This is a genomic window from Bradyrhizobium sp. Mp27, from assembly GCF_029953005.1.
GTDB lineage: Bacteria > Pseudomonadota > Alphaproteobacteria > Rhizobiales > Xanthobacteraceae > Bradyrhizobium > Bradyrhizobium barranii.
Genome location: NZ_JASAUS010000706.1, coordinates 1 through 332 on the forward strand (window position 1 = coordinate 1; position 332 = coordinate 332).

Annotated in this window: 1 protein-coding gene and 1 pseudogene; one reads left to right on the forward strand and one right to left on the reverse strand. The window is 58.4% G+C overall.

Annotation, left to right across the window (positions count from 1 at the left end; all coding sequences use genetic code 11):
• Positions 1-99: pseudogene (locus tag QJT78_RS52410) on the forward strand (IS6 family transposase); the annotation flags it as partial.
• 49 nt (positions 100-148) lie between these two features.
• Here QJT78_RS52410 and QJT78_RS52415 read toward each other — a convergent pair.
• On the reverse strand, positions 149-332 hold a 184-nt coding region (locus tag QJT78_RS52415; protein ID WP_281460975.1), incomplete at its 5' end, for a hypothetical protein.

Consider the following 332-nt stretch of genomic DNA (forward strand, 5'->3'; position numbering starts at 1 on the left):
GAGCGAGCCTTTGCGACTTGGCGCGAGATCTCCATGACAAGCGCTATCGCCGATTCTCGACCTCTGAGAATCGCCTCCTTCGGCTCGGCGGTCGATTAAGTTGACGATGCCGGCAAGATGTTCAAGAGACAGGTGTCGGGCCGCAAGCTTAAGTGCGCAGCCAAGCGACGTCGAGCGAAGGCAGCGGAGGGCGCGTCGTCAACTTGACGGAGCGTTCAACTTCAAGCCGGGTGCTCGTGAAGTCGTAACGCCTTATAGGCTCGAAGATGTCTTTGCGTGGTTGCAGGATTGTCCGGAGCAAATCGAGCGGACAGTGATCGTCGGCAACGCCA